General features: G+C 66.7%; 21 protein-coding genes. 15 read left to right on the top strand and 6 right to left on the bottom strand.

Features of this window, described 5'->3' with window-relative positions; genetic code table 11:
* Window positions 1-4 precede the first annotated feature (4 nt).
* From M2334_RS00105 to M2334_RS00095, 3 genes are read left to right on the top strand one after another with little or no spacing between them, the layout of a single operon-like run.
* Window positions 5-631, top strand: a complete 627-nt coding sequence (locus M2334_RS00105; RefSeq protein ID WP_264604508.1) for a DUF1285 domain-containing protein — start codon at window positions 5-7, stop codon at window positions 629-631.
* Window positions 628-1,227: a CoA pyrophosphatase gene (locus tag M2334_RS00100; RefSeq protein ID WP_264574110.1), complete on the top strand. Its 600-nt coding sequence runs from the start codon at window positions 628-630 to the stop codon at window positions 1,225-1,227. Before M2334_RS00105 ends, M2334_RS00100 begins: the two co-directional genes overlap by 4 nt.
* The gene (locus tag M2334_RS00095) at window positions 1,224-2,444 is read left to right on the top strand and encodes a CCA tRNA nucleotidyltransferase (protein ID WP_264604506.1); all 1,221 of its coding nucleotides are present in this window, start codon (window positions 1,224-1,226) and stop codon (window positions 2,442-2,444) included. Before M2334_RS00100 ends, M2334_RS00095 begins: the two co-directional genes overlap by 4 nt.
* On the opposite strand, the gene M2334_RS00090 is transcribed toward M2334_RS00095, so the two are convergent.
* The 4 genes from M2334_RS00090 to M2334_RS00075 all read right to left on the bottom strand — a co-directional run bounded on the left by M2334_RS00090 (window position 2,408) and on the right by M2334_RS00075 (window position 8,560).
* Window positions 2,408-4,123, bottom strand: coding sequence for a putative bifunctional diguanylate cyclase/phosphodiesterase (locus M2334_RS00090; protein ID WP_264604504.1), 1,716 nt, complete (start codon window positions 4,121-4,123; stop codon window positions 2,408-2,410). The two genes, M2334_RS00095 and M2334_RS00090, sit on opposite strands and share 37 nt — an antisense overlap.
* A 205-nt stretch (window positions 4,124-4,328) precedes the next feature.
* The gene (parC, locus tag M2334_RS00085; RefSeq protein ID WP_181560919.1) at window positions 4,329-6,620 is read right to left on the bottom strand and encodes a DNA topoisomerase IV subunit A; all 2,292 of its coding nucleotides are present in this window, start codon (window positions 6,618-6,620) and stop codon (window positions 4,329-4,331) included.
* Between the two features lie 41 nt (window positions 6,621-6,661).
* Window positions 6,662-7,147, bottom strand: coding sequence for a cyclodeaminase/cyclohydrolase family protein (locus tag M2334_RS00080; protein ID WP_264576904.1), 486 nt, complete (start codon window positions 7,145-7,147; stop codon window positions 6,662-6,664).
* A 48-nt stretch (window positions 7,148-7,195) separates the two neighbouring features.
* A complete protein-coding gene (locus M2334_RS00075) occupies window positions 7,196-8,560 on the bottom strand; it encodes an MFS transporter (RefSeq protein ID WP_264604502.1) in 1,365 nt (454 codons plus the stop codon).
* A 175-nt stretch (window positions 8,561-8,735) separates the two neighbouring features.
* On the opposite strand from M2334_RS00075, the gene hemB reads away from it, so the two are divergent.
* From hemB to M2334_RS00060, 3 genes are read left to right on the top strand one after another with little or no spacing between them, the layout of a single operon-like run.
* Window positions 8,736-9,731 (top strand): porphobilinogen synthase, encoded by a 996-nt coding sequence (gene hemB / locus M2334_RS00070; RefSeq protein WP_264604501.1) that lies wholly within the window; start codon window positions 8,736-8,738, stop codon window positions 9,729-9,731.
* A gap of 21 nt (window positions 9,732-9,752) precedes the next feature.
* Window positions 9,753-10,328 carry a GNAT family N-acetyltransferase gene (locus M2334_RS00065; RefSeq protein WP_264574116.1) on the top strand — a complete coding sequence of 192 codons (576 nt, stop codon included), beginning with the start codon at window positions 9,753-9,755 and terminating at the stop codon, window positions 10,326-10,328.
* Entirely contained in the window at window positions 10,325-10,882 is a 558-nt protein-coding gene (locus M2334_RS00060; RefSeq protein WP_264574117.1) for a gamma carbonic anhydrase family protein, read from the top strand. Before M2334_RS00065 ends, M2334_RS00060 begins: the two co-directional genes overlap by 4 nt.
* Here M2334_RS00060 and M2334_RS00055 read toward each other — a convergent pair.
* Window positions 10,857-11,381: a hypothetical protein gene (locus tag M2334_RS00055; RefSeq protein WP_264593462.1), complete on the bottom strand. Its 525-nt coding sequence runs from the start codon at window positions 11,379-11,381 to the stop codon at window positions 10,857-10,859. The two genes, M2334_RS00060 and M2334_RS00055, sit on opposite strands and share 26 nt — an antisense overlap.
* Before the next feature lie 227 nt (window positions 11,382-11,608).
* On the opposite strand from M2334_RS00055, the gene rplU reads away from it, so the two are divergent.
* From rplU to M2334_RS00040, 3 genes are all read left to right on the top strand, one after another.
* Window positions 11,609-11,971, top strand: a complete 363-nt coding sequence (rplU, locus tag M2334_RS00050) for a 50S ribosomal protein L21 (RefSeq protein ID WP_181561558.1) — start codon at window positions 11,609-11,611, stop codon at window positions 11,969-11,971.
* Between the two features lie 90 nt (window positions 11,972-12,061).
* Complete coding sequence (gene rpmA / locus M2334_RS00045) at window positions 12,062-12,331, top strand: 50S ribosomal protein L27 (protein ID WP_181560913.1); 270 nt, start codon at window positions 12,062-12,064, stop codon at window positions 12,329-12,331.
* A 231-nt stretch (window positions 12,332-12,562) separates the two neighbouring features.
* On the top strand, window positions 12,563-13,135 hold the full coding sequence (locus M2334_RS00040; RefSeq protein ID WP_264604500.1) for a GNAT family N-acetyltransferase: 573 nt from the start codon (window positions 12,563-12,565) through the stop codon (window positions 13,133-13,135).
* A gap of 232 nt (window positions 13,136-13,367) precedes the next feature.
* Here M2334_RS00040 and M2334_RS00035 read toward each other — a convergent pair whose 3' ends face one another.
* Window positions 13,368-14,336, bottom strand: coding sequence for a magnesium and cobalt transport protein CorA (locus M2334_RS00035; RefSeq protein ID WP_181560911.1), 969 nt, complete (start codon window positions 14,334-14,336; stop codon window positions 13,368-13,370).
* A 125-nt stretch (window positions 14,337-14,461) separates the two neighbouring features.
* Here M2334_RS00035 and obgE point away from each other — a divergent pair, with 125 nt between their 5' ends.
* The 6 genes from obgE to M2334_RS00005 form a co-directional block, all read left to right on the top strand.
* Window positions 14,462-15,532, top strand: coding sequence for a GTPase ObgE (gene obgE, locus M2334_RS00030; RefSeq protein WP_181560910.1), 1,071 nt, complete (start codon window positions 14,462-14,464; stop codon window positions 15,530-15,532).
* Window positions 15,533-15,794: 262 nt separating this feature from the next.
* Window positions 15,795-16,925, top strand: a complete 1,131-nt coding sequence (gene proB, locus M2334_RS00025; protein ID WP_264593459.1) for a glutamate 5-kinase — start codon at window positions 15,795-15,797, stop codon at window positions 16,923-16,925.
* On the top strand, window positions 16,922-17,845 hold the full coding sequence (locus tag M2334_RS00020) for an NAD-dependent epimerase/dehydratase family protein (protein WP_264595325.1): 924 nt from the start codon (window positions 16,922-16,924) through the stop codon (window positions 17,843-17,845). The genes proB and M2334_RS00020 overlap by 4 nt, the downstream gene beginning before the upstream one ends.
* Window positions 17,846-17,946: 101 nt before the next feature.
* Window positions 17,947-18,195: an acyl carrier protein gene (locus M2334_RS00015; RefSeq protein WP_181560908.1), complete on the top strand. Its 249-nt coding sequence runs from the start codon at window positions 17,947-17,949 to the stop codon at window positions 18,193-18,195.
* Window positions 18,196-18,199: 4 nt separating this feature from the next.
* Window positions 18,200-19,459, top strand: a complete 1,260-nt coding sequence (gene spt, locus M2334_RS00010; RefSeq protein WP_264604499.1) for a serine palmitoyltransferase — start codon at window positions 18,200-18,202, stop codon at window positions 19,457-19,459.
* Between the two features lie 212 nt (window positions 19,460-19,671).
* A partial coding sequence (locus tag M2334_RS00005; protein WP_264604498.1) for an LptF/LptG family permease occupies window positions 19,672-20,539 on the top strand: 868 nt, incomplete at its 3' end.

Raw genomic sequence — 20,539 nt, 5'->3', positions numbered from 1 at the left:
CGCCATGTGGCACCGGTGCGAGACGCCCTTTGCCAAGCCGGCTGGCCTTGCCTATCTGCAGCGCATGGTTGCGCCTCTCGATCCCGGTTCCGATCTGCCCATTGCCGGCGTCCCGCAGGATGCCGATCCGGCGCGTCCCTATCCGGTTATGGACTGGTCGCCCACGCGCTGCGGGCACAGCGCCATGCGAATCGATGCGCAGGGCCGCTGGTTTCATGAAGAGCGCGAAATCCGCCGCCCCGAACTGGTGAGCCTGTTCGCGCGCCTGTTGCGGCGCGAGCCGGACGGGCGGCATGTGCTGGTGACGCCGGTCGAGATGCTCGACATTGAGGTCGAGGACGCGCCTTTGTTCGCGGTGGAAATGGCGAGCGATGGGGACGGGCAGGCGCGCACGCTGCAGTTCCGTATCGGGGCGACCGGGCAGTGGGTCACGGCTGACGGCGCCCATCCGCTCGGGATGGAAGAGAATGCGGCGGGGCCGCGTCCCGCGCTCGGGCTGGAGGCTGGCCTGCGCGCGCGGCTGATCCGCCCGGTCTATTATGCGCTGGCCGATCTTGCCATTGCGGAGGGGCACGATCCCCTGGGCCTGTGGAGCGGCGGCGTCTTTCACGCGCTGGAGACGACGGCATGAGCTGGCGGGACCGGCTGACGGCCTCGTTGCGGCCGGAATTCGACTCGGCGCATACACATGATTTCTTCCTGTATCGCAACCGGCCCGAGCCGGAGGGGCCATTCACCCCCGCGGCGGTGCTGATCGCGGTGACCGACCGCCCTGATCCGGGCATGATCTTCACCCTGCGCCACGCGGGGCTGCGCGCCCATGCCGGGCAGGTCGCCTTTCCTGGTGGCCGGCTGGACCCGGGCGACCGTGACGCGGTGGAGGCGGCCCTGCGCGAGGCGCATGAGGAAATCGCGCTGCCGCCCGAGGCAGTGGAGGTGATGGGCCGGTCGGATCGCTTCCGCACCGGCACGGGGTTCGAGATCGAGCCGATTGTCGGCATCGTCCCGCCCGATCTGGCGTTGCGGCCATCCGAGGCGGAGGTTGACGCCATCTTCGAGGTGCCGCTCGATTTCCTGCTCGATCCCACCAACCGCGCCTTGCGCACCGTGGATTGGGAAGGCGGCACGCGCAGCTATTACGAGTTTCTGTGGCAGGAGCACCGCATCTGGGGCGTGACGGCAGCGATGCTGGTCAACCTCGCCCGGCGCATCGAGGCGGCCGCATGAGCGCGCCCCTCCCCGAGCGGCTCCCCGATGCCGAATGGCGGGCCTGGCCGGGCCTGCTGGCGCTCTGCGAGGCGCTGGGCGCAGACCAAGGCGAAGCCCGCTTCGTCGGCGGCGCGGTGCGGGACGCGCTGCTGGGCATCGCGGTCAAGGATATCGACATCGCGACCGTCCATCTGCCGGAGGAGGTGGTCCGCCGGGTGAAGGCCGCTGGCCTGCGCGCCGTGCCGACCGGCATTGCGCATGGCACGATCACTGCCATTCTCGATCATCGCCCGATTGAGATCACCACATTGCGCCGGGATGTTTCCACCGACGGGCGCCGGGCCACGGTCGCGTTCGGCACGGATTGGCGAGATGACGCGGCCCGCCGCGACTTCACGATGAACGCGCTTTATGCCGATCCCGCCAGTGGCGCCTTGTCCGATTATTTCGACGGGCGCGCCGATCTGCTGGCTCGCCGCGTGCGCTTCATCGGTGATCCCAATCAGCGAATCGCCGAGGATCATCTGCGCATCCTGCGCTATTTCCGCTTTACGGCCCGGTTCGGCACGCTGGATCGTGACACGCCGGATTATCGCGCCTGCGTGGCGCACGCGACCAGCCTCATGGCGCTCTCTCGCGAGCGCGTCGCGGACGAGATGCTCAAGCTGCTCGGTCTGCCCGACCCGGCGGACGTGATCGCGGCGATGGTGGGCGATGGGGTGCTGGCGTCCGTGCTGCCGGAGATCGATGCGCAGGGCGTGATTGCCTTGCGCGCGCTGATCGCCGCCGAGCAGGCGACGGGCATCGCGCCCGCAGGCTTGCGTCGTCTGGCGGCGCTGCTGCCGCCCGATGGCGCGCTGGCCGATCAGGTCGGCGCCCGGCTGCGACTCTCCAACAAGGCGCGGCAGCGCTTGCGCGCGGCGGCTACGCCGACCTCGGCGGCCACTCCGCACGCGCTGGCCTATGCGCTGGGCGAGGACAGCGCGGTCGATCACATCCTGCTGGGCCGGGCCTTTTCGCCCGATTGCGCGCCCGCGCTGATCGGCTGGCAGGCGCCGCGCCTGCCGCTTTCGGGAGGCGATCTGATTGCGATGGGGCTGACGGCAGGTCCGCTGGTGGCGCGGACGCTTCAGGCGCTGGAGAGAGCGTGGATCGACCGGGGCTTTCCCGCGCCGGATGAGACGCGCGAGATGGCGCGTCAGATGGTCGGGGCGGCGCTGCGCTCCAGCCAGTAGTGGAAGGCCTCCTGCGGCGGCAGGGGGCGCGCGAAATGATAGCCCTGACCGAAATGGCAGCCGAGCTTGCGCAGGGCATCTGCCATGTCCGGCGTTTCGATGCCTTCCGCGGTGGTTTCCATGCCGAGCGCGCCTGCAAGGCTGACGATGGCGCGCACGATGGCGATCTTGTCAGCATCGCCGATCATGTCCGTCACGAAGCTGCGGTCGATCTTGAGCACGTCGATGGGGAGCGACTGGAGGCTGGCGAGGTTGGAAAAGCCGGTGCCGAAATCGTCCATCGCCACCGTCACGTCCATCGCCTGCAGTGCGCCCAGCAATTGCCGGGTCTTGTCAGGGTCGGCGATGAGCGCGCTTTCGGTCAGCTCGATGATCAGGCGGTTGCCGGCAATGCCGGCATAGCGCAGCGCTTCCTCCACCGCGCGGGGCACATTGTCGCGCACCATCTGCACCGGTGAGAGGTTGACGTTCATGGTGATCGGCAGGGTTTCGCCGAACCGCCTGTCCCAATCCGCGAGGGTCTGCACGCACTCGCACATTGCCCAGCGCCCCAGCGGCACGATCAGCCCCGATTCCTCGGCGACCGGGATGAACTCATTGGGGGACACCTGCCCCAGCACCGAATCTTCCCAGCGGGTGAGCGCCTCGAAGCCCTTCACCGCGCCGGTCTGCAGGTTGATCAGCGGCTGGAACACCATGGTCAGCTCGCCATTGTCGATCGCCTCGCGCAGGCGGTTCTCCAGCGTGAAGCGCTTGAGCGCCTCGCGCAGCACATTGGCGCGGTAGACCTCCAGCGCGCCGGATTTCTTGGCGCGCTTCACAGCCGCCTGCGCCTGCCGGAGCAGCCGCTCGATATCGTCGCTGTCTTCCTGCGCCAGCGCACAGCCCAGCGCGACCTCGACGTTGATGAGATAGGTGGAGAGGCGGATCGGTGCCTCGAACGCCTTGCGCACGCGCTCGGCGATCTGGAGCACTTCGGACAGGCCGTGGCCGACATGGGCGAAGATGGCGAACTCGTTGCCGCCGATTCGGGCCAGCACGTCGCCCGCCCGCAGCACGGATTTGACGCGCCGCGCGACCGTGATGATCAGCTCGTCGCCCGCCATGGCGCCCAGCGATTCGTTGATGCGGCTGAAGCGCACGAGATCGAAGCCGATGATCGCATAGGTCGCCTTGCTGGCGGCCGGGCGGCCGTTTTCGGCGAGGCCTTCGATCTGCTCCACAAAGCCGATACGGTTGGGCAGCGAGGTCAGGCTGTCCGTCATCAGCTCCTTGCGCAATGTGCTTTCCGCATTGCGCTCGCTGGTGCGGTCGGTTGCGGTGAAGAGCACCAGCCGGGCGGGCTGCGCATCGTCTTCCTCAACCCAGGTCAGCGAGCAGCTGTAGGCCCGCAGCCCGAGCCGGTCGTGGAATTCCAGTTCGAAGCGGTCGGAGCGGCGCTGCGAATCGAACATCGCCTGCGCGCGGTGCCGCCAGTTGCGCTGCCTGCGCTGGCTGTCCTCACTGTCGAGCAATTCGTTGGCGGCCTGATCCTCGACGAAGCTGAAAAACTCCGCATTGCCGACCAGAACGTGCAGGCCTGAGGGGGATTGGGTCAACAGCGCGGCGGGATAGGGGAGCGCCTTGAGGAAGGCGGTGTAGCCGCGCAGGTCGTCGACTGCCGGCGAGGGCGCTGTCATGGAGGCGTCAAAGGGCGAAGGCCGCGGGCGTGCCGCTGCCTCTACATGCTCCGTCTCGCGTTTTGCGCTTGCCGTCATGGATCGCCGGGTTAACGGCCCATGGTAAATTAAGGCTGAAAGTCTGGCGCAAGCCCCTATTTTTGTTGATGCTGCAACAGTCCCCCTCGTCCCGTGACGGGAAAAGGAGGATTTGTGCGCTGATGGGTCAGTCGAAGCGGTTGTCGCGGGGGAAGCCGTTGGGCGGCATCCGCCCGGCAGCGCCGCGGGCCGCGCGCCAGGAGAGCAGGTCGGTTTCGGTGCGAGTCCGCCCGCTGTCCCCGCCCATCGTCCAGGAGAGGCCCTGCGCCAGCGTGAGCGTCATCGCGTCGGAGAGGCCGCCATCCTTGTAGCGCTGCAGGGTGACGCCCTGTCCGCGCGCCATTTCCGGCAGTTCGGCGAGCGAGAATATGACCAGCTTGCGATTCTCGCCGATGACAGCGACCGAATCGGCCCCCGGTGCCACCGGCCGCACGACCTTGAGCTGCGCGCCGGCCTTGAGGTTCACCACCTGCCGGCCCTTGCGTGTCTCGGCGATGATCTCGCTCATCGCCGCGATAAAGCCGCGCCCGTCGCTGGCGGCGAGCAGCAGTTTGCCGTCGGCTCTCGCTGGCAACAGCGCGACGATGTCGGTCTCATTGGCGAGGTCGATCATCAGCCGCACCGGCTCGCCAAAGCCGCGCCCGCCCGGCAGCTTGTCCGCGCCCAGCGTGTAAAAGCGCCCGTCCGATCCAGCGAGCAGCAGCTTGTCGGTGGTCTGCGCGTGGAAGGCATAGGCCGGGCCATCGCCTTCCTTGAACTTGAGCGCATCGGTGGCGGTGAGATCGGCATGGCCCTTCATGGCGCGAATCCATCCGCGCTGGGACATGATGACGGTGATCGGCTCGCGCTCGATCATCGCCTCAAGTGGAATCTCGCGCGCCGGCCCGGCCTGCTCGAGCCCCGTGCGCCGCGCGCCGATGCCCTTTTCCGGCGTGTAGCGCTTGCGCAGATCGGCAAGGTCGCGCTTGAGGCGGGTGCGCTGGCGGGCGGGCGATTCGACGAGTTTGTGCAGATCCTCGCGTTCGGCGGCGAGGTCGTCGCGCTCGCGCCGCAGCTCCATCTCCTCCAGCTTGCGCAGCGAGCGCAGCCTCATGTTGAGGATCGCCTCGGCCTGCCGGTCGGTCAGCTGGAACTCCGCCATCATCACCGGCTTGGGCTCATCCTCGCTACGGATGATCTCGATCACCCGGTCGAGGTTGAGATAGGCGATGATATAGCCGTCGAGCAGCTCCAGCCGGTTGTCGATCTGCTCGATGCGGTGCCGGGCGCGGCGGACCAGCACCTCGATCTGGTGCTTGAGCCATTCGGTCAGCAGATCGCGCAGGCCCATCACGCGGGGCGTGTGGCTGGCATCCAGCACGTTCATGTTGAGCGGGAAGCGGCTTTCCAGATCGGTCAGGCGGAACAGGCTGTCCATCAGCACGTCCTGATCCACCGTGCGCGCGCGGGGCTCCAGCACGATGCGCAGAACCTCGTCCGACTCGTCGCGCACGTCGGCGAGGATCGGCAGCTTCTTGTCGGCGATGAGCTGGGCGATCTGCTCGATCAGCTTGCCCTTGGCAACGCCATAGGGAATCTCGTCGATCACTGCGATCCAGGTGCCTCGCCCTTCATCCTCGCGGTGCCAGCGGGCGCGCAGGCGCATGCTGCCCCGGCCGGTCGCATAGGCGTCCGAGATCACCGAGGGCGGATCGACCAGCACGCCGCCGGTCGGGAAGTCCGGCCCTCTCATATACTGCATGAGCTGGGCGTGATCGGCCTCCGGCTGGTCGATCAGCAGCGTGGCCGCGTCGATCACCTCGGCGACATTGTGCGGCGGAATGCTGGTCGCCATGCCCACCGCGATGCCGCTGGCGCCATTGGCGAGCAGATTGGGGAACAGGCCGGGGAAGACCTCGGGCTCTTCCTCTTCGCCATTATAGGTCGGGCGGAAATCGACGGTGCCGTGGTCGAGGCCGGCCATCAGATCGGCAGCGGCCTGCGTCAGCCGCGCCTCGGTGTAGCGCATGGCGGCGGCGTTATCGCCATCGATATTGCCGAAATTGCCCTGCCCGTCGACCAGCGGTGTGCGCAGGGAGAAATCCTGTGCCAGCCGGACCATCGCGTCATAGACCGAGGCGTCGCCATGCGGGTGATATTTGCCGATGACGTCGCCCACGACGCGGGCGCATTTCTTGTAGCTGGTGGTGTTCCGCTCCGGATTGGCCACCAGAATATCCGGCGCCGGCCCGCTCGGTTCGAGCCGCAAGAGGCGCATTGCCCACAGCAGGCGGCGATGCACCGGCTTCAGCCCGTCGCGCAGATCCGGTAGCGAGCGCGCGGTGATCGTGGAGAGCGCATAGACCAGATATCGCTCGGACAGTGCGGAATCGAAGGGGTGGTCCTTGATGCTGTCCAGCGGATCGCGAAAATCTGTCATGCCGCGCGATTAGCAAGCGCAGCGGCGCTTGGGTAGGGGAGCTATGCGCCTTCGGTTGCGTCGCCTGCATTCTCCGAGCCGTTGGCCTCCATGATCGCGGAGGCTGCGTCGGCCAATCGGCGAGCGGCGAGGATGTCATTGGCCATGTTGGCGCGCAGCAGCGGCGCCAGTCGCTCGGCTTCCGCCATGAGTTGCGCGCAGAGCCAGGTGAAGCGGTCGGCCAGCGCCACCAGATCGTCTGCCGCCTGCGCTTTCTCGCCATCCGGGCGGGCGCGGACGAGGCGCGGAAAGCCGACGGCGTCCGCCTTGGCAGCGGCGAGCGCGCGATCCTGCAGGGCGCACAGCCGGGCCGCCGAATCGTGCAGGGCGGGGTCGACAGGGGGATGGTGGAGGCTCACCGCGATCGCCTTGCGCAGGCAGGCAATGCCCATCGCCAGCGCACAGGCTGCAGCCGTGCCGGAGCCGGACGAGAGGTCGCCCGAGGCGATCTCCTCCAGAACATCCTCAAATGGTGCGCGCGCCAGCATGCGCCTTAAGCGGGCCTGCGCAGATTCGGTTCCCGTGGCTCGATCCGCTCAGGCCGGCAGCGGGACGGGGCGCCCGGCCGGCGGCATATGCTGGTCGACAATGAAGGAGGCTGCCGAGACGAGAATGGCGCCGATCGCCAGCACCGCGAAGAAGGGGATGACGCTGCCATTGCCCAGCTCCAGCAGCGCGCCGCCGAACGCGCTGGCCGACACCGCGCCGACCCGGCTCATGAAGATGCCGAAGCCGATTCCCGACGAGCGGCAGGAGGGCGGATAGCCATGGGTCATGATGACATACATGGTCGCGATGCCGCCGCTGAACGCCGCCGCCGAGGCGCCGATCAGGCTGACCACGATCAGCCGCTCGGTCTCGGTCGGCACCGGGGAGAGCGTCTCGACGAAAAAGCCGAGCGTGACGATGCAGAGGAACAGCGCAATGCTGATGCCGCTCATCACCGTGCGAGTGCCCAGCCGCCGGCTGAGGAAACCGGCAGCAATCGCCGCGACCATGGAGGTGATGCCCGCCACCGAGACGGCATTGCCCGCCTGCGGCAGGGTGAAGCCGGCGGCGGTCAGGAATGTGGTGGACCAGTTGAGAATGCCATAGGCGACGAGGGCGCAGGCGGTGAAGGAGGTGCAGACGCCGATGTTCATCCGCAGATTGCTGCGATGGAGCACGCCGATGGCGACGCCGGCGCCATCATCCGCGCGATGGCGCTCCGGCATGAGGTCAATGTCTTCATCCAGCACGCGGCGGGCAACGGCCTGCGCCTCCGCCTTGCGACCGCGCGCGATGAGGAAGGAGGGGCTGTCGCGCAGCACGGCGATAATCAGCACGATGAGGAAAAGCGTCGCGATGCCGAAGACCATGAAGGTCCAGCGCCAGCTATAAAGGTCGGACAGGGCCGGGGCGACCCAGCCGACCACGGCGCCGCCAATCGGCGTGCCGACCGAGAGCGAGCTGACCGTGATCGGCCGCAGCCGGTCCGGCAGCCACTCGCTGGCCATGGTCAGCGCGTTGGAATAGGCTGCGCCAAAGCCGATGCCGCTCACCAAGCGCCACAGGGCCATGCTGGTCACGCTGCCGGCCTGGCCCGCCGCAATGGTGCCAAGGCCGAAGATGATCGCGGCGAAGGCGAGGGCGTAGCGCCGCCCGATCCTGTCGCCCAGCATCCCGCCCAGCCAGCCGCCGAGACCGAAGCCGATCAGCGCCGCGCTCATCGCAATGCCGAATGTGCCGCGATCCACGCCGAAATCGGCGATCACCAGGGGCGCGACGATGCCGAGCAGCTGCATGTCGATGCCATCGCTGACGAGGATGAGCAGGCAGATGCCGACCGTGATCCACTGAAACCTGCGCACGGGCCTGCTGGCCAGCGCGGCGCTGAATGTGGTGGCGGCGGTGGATGCCATGCCTGCCTCTCCCTCGGATCTGTTGTTGGCCGGATATCGGCCGTTTGCGACGGCGTAACGGATTGAATATCATTTGTCGAAGGAATGAACGTGGATGGGCGCGCCCCACCGTCTCTCAGGGGCGGGCGGCGCCGCAGCCATTGATCGGGGCGCGCGAGAGGCCTATTCCGCCGGCATGACGCACGCTGCCTATCCCGAGCTTCGCCTTCGCCGCACTCGCGCTGCCGCCTGGAGCCGGCGTCTTCATGCCGAGCATCGCCTGACGCCGGCCGATTTCATCTGGCCGCTGTTCATCACGGCGGGGCGTGGGGTCGAGGAGCCGGTCGGCTCGCTGCCGGGCGTCTCGCGCTGGTCGGTCGATCTGGCCGTGGCGCGCGCGCGGGAGGCTGCGGCGGCGGGCATTCCCTGCCTCGCCCTGTTTCCCAATACCCCGCATGACCGGCGCAGCGACGATGGCGCGGAGGCGCTCAATCCGGACAATCTGATGTGCGAGGCGATCCGCGCGATCAAGGATGCCGTGCCGCAGATCGGCCTGCTGACCGACGTGGCGCTCGACCCTTATACCGCGCACGGCCAGGACGGCCTGCTCGATGAAGCCGGTTATGTCGTGAACGATGCTACGGTGGAGATGCTGATCGGCCAGGCGCTCAACCAGGCCGCCGCCGGGGCGGACATCATCGCGCCGAGCGACATGATGGACGGGCGCATCGGCGCGATTCGCGAGGCGCTGGAGGCCGATGGCCACGCCAATGTGCAGATCATGGCCTATGCCGCCAAATATGCGAGTGCCTTTTATGGTCCGTTCCGCGATGCAGTCGGCTCGGGCGGGCTGCTCAAGGGCGACAAGAAGAGCTACCAGATGGACCCGGCCAATGGCGCCGAGGCGCTGCGCGAAGTGGCGATGGACATTGCCGAGGGCGCGGACAGCGTGATGGTCAAGCCCGGCCTGCCCTATCTCGATATCGTCGCGCGGGTGAAGGATGCCTTCAACATCCCGGTCTTCGCCTATCAGGTGAGCGGCGAATATGCGATGATCGAGGCTGCCGTGACCGTCGGCGCAGGCGAGCGCGACGCGCTGGTGATGGAAACGCTGATGAGCTTCAAGCGCGCCGGCTGTACGGGCGTGCTGACCTATCATGCGCTGCATGCCGCCCGGCTGCTGGGCGGCTGAGCGGGCCAGTGAGGCAACGCCATGGCCAGAATGATCGCTGAAACCGAGCGGCTGATCCTGCGGACCGAGCGGCCGGGCGATCAGCAGGTCTGGCTTGCCCACATGAACACGCCGGAAGTGCGGGCCTGTCTGGGCGGCCCCAGACCGGCGGAGGCCATTGCGGACAATTTCGCCCGGATCGCGGCCGACTGGGAGACCAAGGGCATCTCGCTGGCGATGATCGAGCGCAAGTCCGACGGGCTGCTGCTGGGCGATTGCGGGCTTGGCGTCATCGATTCGCCGGAAGCCCCCGACGAGCTGGCCGGGCAGTGGGAGATCGGCTGGATCATCCGGCACGATTGCTGGCGCAAGGGCTATGCGCAGGAGGCTGCGCGGGCGATGTTGGCGCGGGCGTTCGGGCCGTGGGATCTGCCGGCGGTCTTCGCGCAGACCTCGCTCAGCAATCCGCCCTCCTGGGGCCTGATGGAGAAGCTCGGCATGCGGCGTCGTGCCGATCTGGACTATGGTGACAGCCGTTATCCCGCTGCCGACAATCCCACGATCATCTATGAGATGCGGCGCGCGGACTGGACGGCGCACAGCGAGGACAAGTCATGACCAGGCCTCTTATCCTTCCCTTCAACGGCAAGACGCCGAAGATTCACGAGACCGCCTTCGTGGCGCCGGGCTGCGTCATTATCGGCGACGTGGAGATCGGCCCGCAGGCCAGCGTGTGGTACAATTGCGTGCTGCGGGCCGACATCAACGCCATTCGGGTCGGCGCGCGCTCGAACATTCAGGATGGCAGCACCGTCCATGTCGAGAGCGATTTCGGCGATGGGGGCCATCCGGCGATCATCGGCGACGATGTGCTGATCGGGCATATGGCGATCATCCATGGCTGCATGCTGGAGAATCGCGCCTTCGTCGGCATGGGCGCCATCGTGATGGACGGCTGCGTGATCGAGGGGGATGCCATGCTCGCGGCAGGCGCGATGCTCACGCCCGGCAAGCGCATGCCGGCAGGCCAGCTGTGGAGCGGGCGACCGGCCAAATATATGCGCGATCTGGGCGAGGCCGACCTGCACGGGATGCGCCGCGGCGTGGAGGCCTATGTCGAGGAGGCTGCGCTGCACACCGCCGCGCTCAAGGCTGCGGAAGCTGGCGCCTGAGGGCGTCGAGCGCATCATTCTGCGCGTCGACCATTGCCAGCACGCGCAGGCGGGCAGGATCGATGACGGCAAGGTCTGCGGCGACGCGGGCGGCATCCTCGGCATCCTGCCGCTCGACAAACAGCGTGTCGAGCGCGGCGAGCGCGGCGACGCTTTCATAGCGGGCACTGTCGAGCGCGCTGATTGCCGTCTGGGCGGTCACCCAGGATTCGCTGTTGGGCGCTGCGCCTGCCCCTGCTGCCACGCTGGCGCGACTGCCGGCGAGCAGGCTCTGAAAGGCCGTGTCGGCGCTGCCCGCATCGCGGGTGAAGCGATCCACCTGGGTGGCGAGCGCCGGGTCCGGGGCGGCGGGCTTGATCGCCGGGGCCGGGGGCACCGTGCGGTCGCGGCTTTCGACCGGACGCTTGGCCAGCGACGGGAAGGCGCGCGGGTCGGCCTGCGCGTTGACGGCAGAGCCCAGAATCATCAGGGCGAAAAAGGCGGTGAGTCGGCGCAGCATGATGCCTTTCATTTAGGGTGGCGGGAGAAGCGCTTCAACCATGGCGCGCAGGCGGTGCCTGTTGTCGGTTTGACGGCGCGGCGCGTGAGGTTGCGCGGCGAAAATCCGAGTCTTTCCGTTGACAGGTCCGGCGACCCTCACTAAGGGGCCACATTCCCGCGCGGACAGCTCCAAATGGCTGTGCCATGCCGTTCGCGCCAAGCATTTGATTGATGGAAGTTAAGCCCATGTTCGCTGTCGTGCGTACGGGCGGCAAGCAATATCGCGTCGCCGCCGGAGACAAGATCGTCGTCGAGAAGATCGCTGGTGAAGCCGGCGAAACCGTCACGCTGGACGATGTCCTGCTCGCGGGTGACGGCTCGGAAATCAAGGACAGCAAGGGCCTCACGGTCTCGGCTGAGATCATTGCCCAGGCCAAGGGCGAGAAGGTGATCGTCTTCAAGAAGCGTCGCCGGCACAATTACCGTCGTCGCAACGGCCATCGCCAGCAGCACACGATCCTCAAGATCGTGGCGATCGGCGGCGAAGCGCCGAAGAAGAAGGCCGCCGCCAAGAAGGCCGACGCCGCTCCGGCAGCCGCCGAAGCCTGAGCCTGAATTTGGTTGATTGAGCATTTTCGGACGCAAAACCGGTTTCCACTTTTGCTGAAAATGCTCTGAAAGTTTCGAGGAGTTTAGACCATGGCACATAAAAAAGCTGGCGGTTCATCGCGCAACGGTCGCGATTCAGAATCGAAGCGCCTTGGCGTGAAGAAGTTCGGCGGCCAGAGCGTGCTCGGCGGCAATATTCTTGTCCGTCAGCGCGGCACGAAGTTCTACCCGGGCCGCAATGTCGGCATCGGCAAGGACCACACCCTGTTTGCGCTCACCGAAGGTCGCGTGGTGTTCCACGACGGCAAGCTCGGTCGCAAATTTGTGTCCGTGGACGTGATGGCGGAAGCCGCGGAATAATCGGACGATTCATGACAGGGATCGTCCAGCGGGACGATCCCTTGGTGAGCCGATGCCGGTTCATCTGAAACCAAGGGAGAAGGGATCGCCCCTCCTCCCTTTTTTCTTGTTCTCCCTGGACCCTCGATAGACCTCGGCGCGTCAGCAGCACGGTTGCTCGCAGCGTTCGCAAGGCTGTCTCACAGGCGTCATCTGTCTGCGGCAGAGCGCCCCGGAACCGGAGACAAGACCATGTTTGCACGTACCCCCCGTTTGCTGCTGCGGCCCGGCTGGCCGGAAGATGCGCAGGCGCTCTATGCCGCCATCGCGGATGAAGCGATCGTGCGGAATCTTGCCCGCGCGCCCTGGCCCTATACGCTGGACGATGCGGTCGATTTTCTCGCCGGCGATCACGATCCGCTGCAGCCCAAGTTCCTGGTGATGAAGCGCACCCAGGGAGTACCGCGTCTTATCGGCTCCTGCGGCATCCATACGCAGGACGATGGCGCGCTGGAACTGGGCTACTGGATCGCGCGCCCTTACTGGGGCCTGGGTTTCGCGACCGAAGCGGCTTCGGCCGTGATGCAGATCGCCCGCGCGACGGGCGTGCGCAACATTCGCGCCAGCCATTTCACCGACAATCCGGCGTCCGGCCGGGTGCTGCGCAAGCTCGGATTCCGGCCGGCGGGCCGCCCCGAGCCGCGCCACAGCCGTGGCCGCAATCGCGCCGACCTCTGCCAATTCTATGAAGAGGGCGGCGAAGGCGACATGCGCGAGGACGTGACGGTGGAAATTTATGCGGATCGCGAGCCCGTCGCGGCCTAGGCCAATCGACATTCAGTCCTGACGGCCTGCAAAGGGCGGCTTTCCGCGCTTCCGGTGCTCACGTACTAGAAGTACGCTGCGCTCCGGGTCGCAGAAATCCACCATTTTGCCCTCCGGTCGTCTTCGACTCCGCCACGTCATAATCTGAATATCGATCGGCCGGCTGGTCGCGTGATGGCGCTGCGTTTGGCGGTCCGTGGCCGTGCTCACCCCGAGCGCGGCCGCGGACCGCTCATAGCCAGCCGAGCTTGCGGAAGCGCCGATATAGCAGCGCGCAGATGATCGCGATGCCGCCCAGCACGATGAAATAGCCGTAGCGCCACTGCAATTCGGGCATGTTGCTGAAGTTCATGCCGTAGATGCCGGCAATGGCAGTGGGCACGGCCAGAATCGCGGCCCAGGCGGCGAGCATCCGGGTGATGTCGCCCTGCCGGCGCTGTTCGAGCAGGCTGCTGGTTTCCGCGACGGAGGTCAGATAGTCGCGCAGCCCGGCGACGCGATATTCGACCCGCCGGACATGATCCAGCACGTCGCGGAAATAGGGCAGCATGTTCTCGTCGATATTCGGCTGGACATGATTGACCATGCGCCCGGCAACATCGCTCATCACCCCGAGGATGCGCTGGAAGCGGACGATCTCCCGGCGGGTCGCGAAGATCTGGCGGATCTGGTCTGAGTCGAGGAAGGCCTCGCCGGCAGCGGCTTCCATCGCCAGCACCTGTTCCTCCAGCGCATCGACGACCGGGAAATAGCCGTCGACGATGAAGTCCATGATCGCGTGCAGCACATAATCCGGGCCGTGGGCCAGGGCGGCTGGTGCGCTTTCCAGCCGGGCGCGCAGCTCCGAATGCGCTCGCGCCGAACCGTGGCGCACGGTGACGATGAAGTCCGCGCCGAGGAAGACGGAGGTCTCCCCATAGCCGATGAGATCGCCTTCCAGATGCGCCGTGCGCAGGATCAGGAAGAGCTGGTCGCCATACAGCTCGAGCTTGGGCAATTGCTTGCCCTTGCGCGCGTCTTCCTGCGCGAGCGGGTGCAGGCCGAAACAGGTGCCGACCTGGGCCAGTTCTTCGGCATCCGGCTCATGCAGGCCGATCCAGACGAACTCGCCCGCCGGCAGCCGGTCATGGCGGGGACAGTGGATGTCGACATCCCCCACAACCTCCCCATTGCGATATCGCCGTGCTGCTATGACGGTCACGCGCGTGCCTTTCACCAGTCGAACCCGGCTGAGGTAACGCCTCGCCGGAGAAATGGAAGCATGGGAAGGCCGGACCTTATGAGGCCGCGCTTCACCTTTGCGGGCAAAGGCCTTATGGGCGGCCGATGCATTTCCTAGATCAGGCCAAGATTTTCATTCGCTCAGGCGCGGGCGGGCCGGGAGCGGTCAGCTTCCGGCGCGAGAAATATATTCAATATGGCGGCCCCAATGGCGGCAATGGCGGCAAGGGTGGCGACATCATCTTCGAGGCGGTGCCCGGCCTCAACACGCTCATCGACTTCCGCTACACCCAGCATTTCAAGGCGCCGCGCGGCGGCCATGGCGAGGGTGGCGACCGCACCGGTGCGGGCGGCGATGATCTCGTCATCAAGGTGCCGGTGGGCACGCAGGTCATCTCCGAGCCGGATGAAGAAGGCTATAGCGAGGTGCTGGCCGACTTCACCGAGCCCGGCCAGCGGATCGTCCTGCTGCGCGGCGGCGATGGCGGGCGCGGCAATGCCAGCTTCAAGACCAGCACGAATCGCGCGCCGCGCCAGCACGGCACCGGTTGGCCGGGCGAGGAGCGCTGGGTGTGGCTGCGCCTCAAGCTGCTGGCTGATGTGGGGCTGGTGGGGCTGCCGAACGCCGGCAAGTCGACCTTCATCAATCAGGTGACCAACACCAAGGCCAAGGTCGGCGCCTATCCGTTCACGACGACCAAGCCGCAGCTCGGCGTGGTGCTGCACAAGGGGCGGGAGTTCGTGCTGGCCGATATTCCGGGGCTGATCGAGGGTGCCTCGGAGGGCGCTGGCATTGGCGACCGGTTCCTCGGGCATATCGAGCGCTGCCGGGTGCTCATCCACCTCATCGACGCCACCGGGGACGATCCGGTCGAGGCCTGGCGCATCGTGCAGACCGAGCTGGAGAATTATGGCGAGGGGCTGGAGGACAAGCCGCAGCTTCTCGCGCTCAACAAGGGCGATCTGCTTGGGCAGGAGCTGATGGAAGATGTCGCCAAGGACTTGAAGAAGGCCGGCGCGGGCAAGGCCTTCATCATCTCCGGCGCGACCGGCGAGGGCATGGAGGCGCTGCTCGACGCCGTGCTGCCCATGCTGGGCGAGGTTCACCGCGCCGAGGCCGAGGAGAAGGCCGCGCAGGAAGGTGAGGTGGAGGACAAGCCATGGTCCCCCATTTGAGGATTTATCTCCCCTCCTCATTAGAGGAGGGAGCGGGGGTGGTGATGCGCCAGCATCGACTGCGCAGCGCTCACGCCCCATCGTCCAGCACCACCCCAACCCCTCCTCTGAAGAGGAGGGGCTTTTCCCCCGTCCCCCGCGCCGTTCGTGTCGAGCGAAGTCGAGACACGGCTGGCACAGGTCTCGCGTGTCTCGACTTCGCTCGACACGAACGGGGGGTTTGTTCTGGGCATGAGAGAAGAGTGCGTTGGGGATACCCATCATGACTGACGCCCTCACCGGCTTCCCGCCCGCCGCCATTCGGCGCATTGTCATCAAGGTCGGCTCGGCGCTGCTCGTCGCCCCGGACGGCTCCGTGCGGCGCGACTGGCTGACCAGCCTTGTGGACGAGATCGCCGCCCGCCGCGCGGATGGGCAGGAGATTATCGTCGTGTCCTCCGGCGCGATTGCGCTTGGCGCGCGCCGTCTGGGCCTCGCCAAGGGGGGGCGGGCGACGCTGGAGGATGCGCAGGCTGCGGCCGCCGTCGGCCAGATCGCGCTCAGCCAGGTCTGGGCCGACCTGCTTGCCGGGCACGATATTCCCGCCGCGCAGATGCTGGTGACGCTGGGCGACCTTGAGGATCGCCGCCGTTACCTCAATGCCTCCGCCACGCTGGACCGGCTCGCGGGCCTCGGCGTGGTGCCGGTGGTCAATGAGAATGACAGCGTCGCCACCGAGGAAATCCGTTTCGGCGACAATGACCGGCTGGCCGCGCGCATCGGCCAGGCGGCAGGCGCCGATGCGGTGGTGCTGCTCTCCGATATCGACGGGCTCTACACGGCGAACCCCCACAGCAATCCCGATGCCACATTGATCCCGCTGGTCGAGAAGATCGACGCCGCCGTGCTGGCTATGGGCGATGGCAACAGCGCCTCGGGCATGGGATCGGGCGGCATGATCTCCAAGCTGCAGGCCGCGCAGATCGCGACCGGCGCCGGTGCGCATCTGGCGATCATTTCCGGCCGTGTCGATGCGCCGCTCGGCCATTGGCAGAGCAGCGGACGCGGAACAGTGTTCCGCGCCTCGGCCAAACGCGGCGGGCGCAAGGGCTGGCTGGCCGGGCGCCTCACCGTCAAGGGCAAGCTCAGCGTCGATGCCGGCGCGACCGAAGCCCTGCGCAAGGGCCGCAGCCTGCTGCCGGCCGGTGTCACCGGCACGAGCGGCGTCTATGCGCGCGGCGATGTGATCGATATCGTCGGGCCGGATGGCGCGGTGATTGCGCGCGGTCTCGCGCAATATGACAGCCAGGACGCCGAGCGGATCATCGGCAAGCGCAGCGCTGAGGTTGCCGGACTGCTCGGCGGTACCCCGCGCGCCGCGATGGTCCATCGCAGCTATATGGTGCTGCTCTGAGCACGCTTGCCCTCACCGGCGCCACCGGCTTTGTCGGCAAGGCGACGGTGGAGACGGCGCTGGCCGCCGGCCATGCCGTGCGCGCGCTGACCCGCCGCCCCCAGCCGCCGCGCGAGGGCGTGAGCTGGATTGCCGGCTCGCTGGAGGATGCCGCCGCGCTGGATGCGCTGGTCGCCGGCGCGGATGCGGTCATCCACATTGCCGGCGTAGTCAATGCACCGACCCGCGCCGGCTTCGAGGCGGGCAATGCCACCGGCACTGCGGCTGTTATTGCCGCCATGCGGCGTGCGGGCGTCATGCGGCTCGTCCATGTCTCCAGCCTCGCGGCGCGCGAGCCGGGGCTCTCCGATTATGGATGGTCGAAAGCGGAAGCCGAGCGGCATGTGCAGGCAAGCGGGCTCGACTGGACGATGATCCGCCCGCCCGCGATCTACGGTCCGGGTGATGCCGAACTGCTGGAGCTGTTCCAGATGGCGACGCGCGGCTTCGTGCTGCTGCCGCCGGGCGGGCGTCTCTCAGCCATCCATGTCGATGATCTGGCCGATCTGCTGGTGCGGCTCGGCGCGCGGCAGGGCGGCGAGACGCAGGGCAAAGTCTATGAAGTGGACGATGGCACGCCCGAAGGCTGGAGCCATGTCGATTTCGCCCGGGCCATTGGCCGCGCCGTGGGGCGTGCCTCGGTGCGGACGATTTCCATGCCGTCCGCCCTGGTCCGCCTCGGCGCCCGCATCGACCGGCTGCTGCGCGGCGACAAGGCGCGCTTGACGCCCGACCGCGCCGCTTATTTCTGCCATGCCGACTGGGTGTCGAAGGCAGCATTGCATCCGCCAGCCGATCTCTGGCGCCCGGCCATCGCCGCCGAGGCGGGCCTTGCCATGACCGCGCAGGCCTATCGCGACAAGGGCCTGCTGCCGCGCTGATGCCCGAATCCCGCCTTATTCGCTTGCCATAGGCAGGGCGAAGCGGGCATTCGGCTCGCAACAGGGCCTTATCGGGCTATTACGGAAAGAAAGTCGCAGCCATGTCGGACCGTCAGGACGTCTACGCGCAGATCGCAGCGCAGATCGAACCCTTCAACAAGAAGGGCGTCGCCTTGAGCGACAGCACCACCTTCGCTGGCGACCTGGAGTGGGACAGCCTCACCGTCATGGATTTCGTCGCCGCGATCGAGGACGAGTTCGAGATCATCATCACCATGAACATGCAGGCGGAGATCGAGACGGTCGGCCAGCTCGTCGATGCGGTGATGAAGCTGAAGGCGGAGGGCTGAAGCCATGGCGAGCGTGATCGATGGGGCAGAAACCACCATGCGCGTGGCGGAGGCCGACAAGGACCTGTTCTCCAAGTTCGACCCCCTGATCGCCGAGCGCGAGGCGCTGCTGGCGACTGGTGTGCGCGATCCCTTCGCCATCGTGATGGACGAAGTGAAGTCGCCCACGCTTGCGGTGATCAAGGGCAAGGAGACGATCCTGCTCGGCACCTATAACTATATGGGCATGACCTTCGACCCGGACGTGGTCGCGGCGGGCAAGAAGGCGCTGGACGAGTTCGGATCGGGCACCACCGGCAGCCGCGTGCTCAACGGGACCTACCAGACCCACAAGGCCTGCGAGGATGCGCTCAAGGACTTCTATGGCACCAAACATGCCATGGTGTTCTCGACCGGCTATCAGGCCAATCTCGGCATGATCTCCACGCTGGCCGGCAAGGGCGATTACATCGTGCTGGATGCCGACAGCCATGCCAGCATCTATGATGGCTGCGCACTCGGCAATGCCGAGATCGTGCGCTTCCGCCACAACAGCGTGGAGGATCTGGACAAGCGCCTCGGGCGCCTGCCGGCCGATGCGCTCAAGCTGGTCGTGCTGGAGGGCGTCTATTCGATGCTCGGCGACGTCGCGCCGCTGCCGGACATGGTTGCCGCGATCCGCAAGCACCCCAATTGCATGATTCTCGTCGATGAGGCGCATGGCATGGGCTTCTTCGGCCCCAATGGCCGTGGCGTCTATGAGGAGCAGGGCGTCGAGAAGGAGATCGATTTCGTCGTCGGCACCTTCTCCAAGTCGGTCGGCACGGTCGGCGGCTTCTGCGTCTCGGATCATCCCAAGTTCGATGTGATGCGCTTGGTCTGCCGGCCTTATGTGTTCACCGCCTCGCTGCCGCCGAGCGTCGTCGCCACCGCCGCGACCTCAATCCGCAAGCTGATGCACGCCAGCGAGAAGCGCGCGCATCTGTGGGAGAACAGCCGCCGCCTGCACAAGGGGCTGATCGATCTCGGCTTCACGCTCGGCACCAAGACGCCGCAATCGGCGATCATCGCCGTCATCCTCACCGACCAGACGCAGGCCGTGGCGATGTGGCAGGCGCTGCTGGAGCTGGGCCTCTATGTGAACATGGCGCGCCCGCCCGCAACGCCGGCCGGCACCTTCCTGCTGCGCTGCTCGCTCTGCGCCGAGCATTCGAGCGAGCAGGTCGGCCAGATTCTCGAGATGTTCGCCACGGCGGGCCGGATGACGGGCACCATCGCTGGCTGATCGACCGGCCGGGCCTGTCACAGCCCGGTCAAGCCGCCCGTTGGTCGCACGACCGGGCGCCTTCCCGGCTCCGGCTGGCGCGTGGCGCTATGATCTGGCGGGCGCTGATACACTCTAAGGTTGCGGCGCGGGCGCATCCCGCTTACGGCCTTGCCGTGTCCGGACCTTCCGGCCGGGCCACCTGAACCGGCTCAAGGAACCTGCGGACTCTCATGCTGACCGCTCTGGACCGCTACATGGCGAGGCTGATCGCGGTCCCGCTTTTCGCAAGCCTCATCGTTGCGGCGATGCTTCTGGTGCTGGACCGGATGCAGCGGCTGTTCGTGTTCGTCGCGACCGAGGGCGGTCCGGTGAGCGTGGTGTGGCGGATGCTCGCCAATCTCCTGCCCGAATATCTCGGCCTTGGCATCCCCATCGGCCTCATGCTCGGCATCCTGCTGGCGTTCCGCAAGCTGGCTCTGTCCTCGGAGCTGGATATTCTGCGCGGCGTCGGCCTCTCCTATACGAAACTGCTCAAAGTGCCGTATATGTACGCCATCGCGCTGGCGATCCTGAACCTGACCATCGTTGGCTTCATCCAGCCGGACAGTAAATATGCCTATGAGCGGCTGCGGTTCGAGCTGCGATCGGGCGCGCTGGGCGCGTCCATCAAGGTCGGCGAGTTTACCAAGCTGGGCGACGGCATCACCATCCGCATCGAGGAGAGCGAGGACGAAGGCAAGAAGCTGAGCGGCATCTTCGCGCGCATGGACAGTGACGGCGGCCAGTCGCTGGCGGTCACCGCCGCGCGCGGCCAGTTCCTGGCGACCGACGACCCCGATACGATCATCATGCGCCTTACCGATGGCGTGCTGGTGCATAATTCCCCCAGCTTCACCGAGCCGCGCATCCTCTCCTTCTCCAACCACGATCTGCCGATCTCGCTGCCGAAGATCGAGGAGTTCCGCACGCGGGGCGATGGCGATGTGGAACTGAGCCTGCCGGAGCTGTTCCGCGCCGGCCTCAGCCGCGATACGGCGCTCGGCCGGGCGCAGGCTTGGTCGAACTTCAATTTCCGCGTCGTGGAAGTGGCGATGATGA

The sequence above is a fragment of the Sphingobium sp. B11D3D genome (genome assembly GCF_025961755.1).
Classification (GTDB): domain Bacteria; phylum Pseudomonadota; class Alphaproteobacteria; order Sphingomonadales; family Sphingomonadaceae; genus Sphingobium.
Note: the sequence above shows the minus strand (reverse complement) of the source record. Positions and strands in the feature narration are given on the sequence as shown.